Source organism: Trebonia sp. (genome assembly GCF_049794275.1).
GTDB lineage: Bacteria > Actinomycetota > Actinomycetes > Streptosporangiales > Streptosporangiaceae > Trebonia.
The window spans coordinates 1-1,729 of the sequence record NZ_JBARCR010000787.1 but is presented as its reverse complement, the minus strand read 5'-3'; the positions used below and the strand labels follow the sequence as shown (position 1 = coordinate 1,729).

The 1,729-nt window shown below is 72.6% G+C and carries 2 protein-coding genes; both read left to right on the top strand.

The window, feature by feature from the left end:
* Positions 1-1,085, top strand: a 1,085-nt coding sequence (locus tag WA805_RS20485) for an RNA polymerase sigma factor (RefSeq protein WP_425243129.1), incomplete at its 5' end; no start/stop codon positions are given.
* 43 nt (positions 1,086-1,128) lie between these two features.
* Positions 1,129-1,729 (top strand): MFS transporter (locus WA805_RS20480; RefSeq protein ID WP_425243128.1); only part of this gene is annotated, 601 nt, incomplete at its 3' end.

Genomic DNA, 1,729 nt, shown 5'->3' with positions numbered 1-1,729 from the left:
GGCCGGAGACCGGCGTCCCGCCCAACCCCGGCGGCTGGCTGACCGTGACCGCGTGGCGCAAGGCGATCGACGCGCACCGCGCCGCCGGCCGCGCCGCCGCCGTCGATCCGCAGCTGCTCAGCGACATCACCGCAGCCGAGGAGGCCGAGATGCCCGACCTGGTTGGCGACGACCGGCTCGGGCTGATCTTCGCCTGCTGTCACCCCGCGCTCGCGCTCGAGGTGCGGATCGCGCTGACGCTGCGCTACGTCGCAGGGCTGACCACGAAGGAGATCGCCGCCGCGTTCCTCGTCCCTGAGCCGACGCTCGCGCAGCGCCTGGTCCGGGCCAAGCGGAAGATCCGCGAGTCAGGCATCCACTTCGAGGTCCCCGCCGCTGCGCGGCTGACCGAACGACTCGCCAGTGTCCGCACTGTCGTCTATCTCGTCTTCAACGAGGGTTTCGCCGCCACCGGCGGGGACGAGCTGATCCGCGGCGAGCTGTGCGAGGAGGCGATCTGGCTCGCTCGCCTGCTGCACACCCTGCTGCCAGCGGACGCGGAGACGGCCGGCCTGCTCGCGCTGCTGCTGCTGCACCACTCCAGGGCGGCGGCCAGGACCGACAGCGCGGGCACGCCGGTCCCGCTGGCCGAACAGGACCGCTCCCGCTGGGACGCCGCCCTCATCGCCGAGGGGACGAGCGTCCTCGACGAGGCGCTGGCCCGCCGCTCGCCTGGCACCTATCAGCTGCAGGCCGCGATCGCCGCGCTGCACGCCGGCGCGCCGTCGTTCGACGACACCGACTGGCCGCAGATCGCGCTGCTGTACGGCTCCCTCGCGCGGCTCGACCCGTCGCCGGTGGTGGCGGTCAACCGCTCGGTCGCCGTCGGCATGGCGGACGGCCCGCTTGCCGGGCTTGCGGTACTCGAGCCCGTGCTGGCATCCGGCGCGCTCGACGGTTACTCTCCGCTGCACGCGGCGCACGCCGCCCTGCTGGAAAAAGCCGGTTATTCAGAACGGGCCCGTGGTGCCTGGGCGAAGGCAGCCGAAACCAGTGCCGTGCCGGCGCTGCGCGAGGAGCTGTTCCGGCGGCACGAAAATCCCTGACCCCTGGCTGTCGATCCTGGCGGGGCGCCCCCGTAGGGAAAGTATGAAACTCTCTACGAGCGAGCGGGCGGTGTCGCTGCCCCTGGTGCTCGCGCTCACCTCGATCTCCTTCTTCATGGTGTCGCTCGACGCGCTCGTCGTGGTCACCGCGCTGCCGGCGATCCACCGCAGCGTCGGCGGCAGCATCGCCACCCTGGAATGGGCGGTCAACGCCTACGCGCTGACGTTCGCGGCCGGCATCATCCCCTGTGCCGCGTTGGGTGACCGGCTCGGCCGCCGTCGGGTCTACGTGGCCGGCCTGAGCCTGTTCACGGTGGCATCCGCGCTCTGCGCGGTGGCCCCGAACTCAGGGCTGCTGATCGCCTTCCGCGCTGCGCAGGGCCTCGGGGCGGCGGCCGTCACGCCGTTGGCGCTGACGATCATCGCCGCCACGTTCCCACCGGAGCGGCGCGGGACGATCGTCGGCATCTTCGGCGGGATCGCCGGGCTGGCGGTGGCCGGCGGGCCGCTGGTCGGCGGCGTCGTGGTGCAGGGTCTCGACTGGCACTGGATTTTCTGGATCAACGTGCCGATCGGGGTGGTGGCGGTCGCCGGTTCCGCGTTGTTCCTGCCGCCCGGCCACGGCCCGGCGACCCGGCTCGACC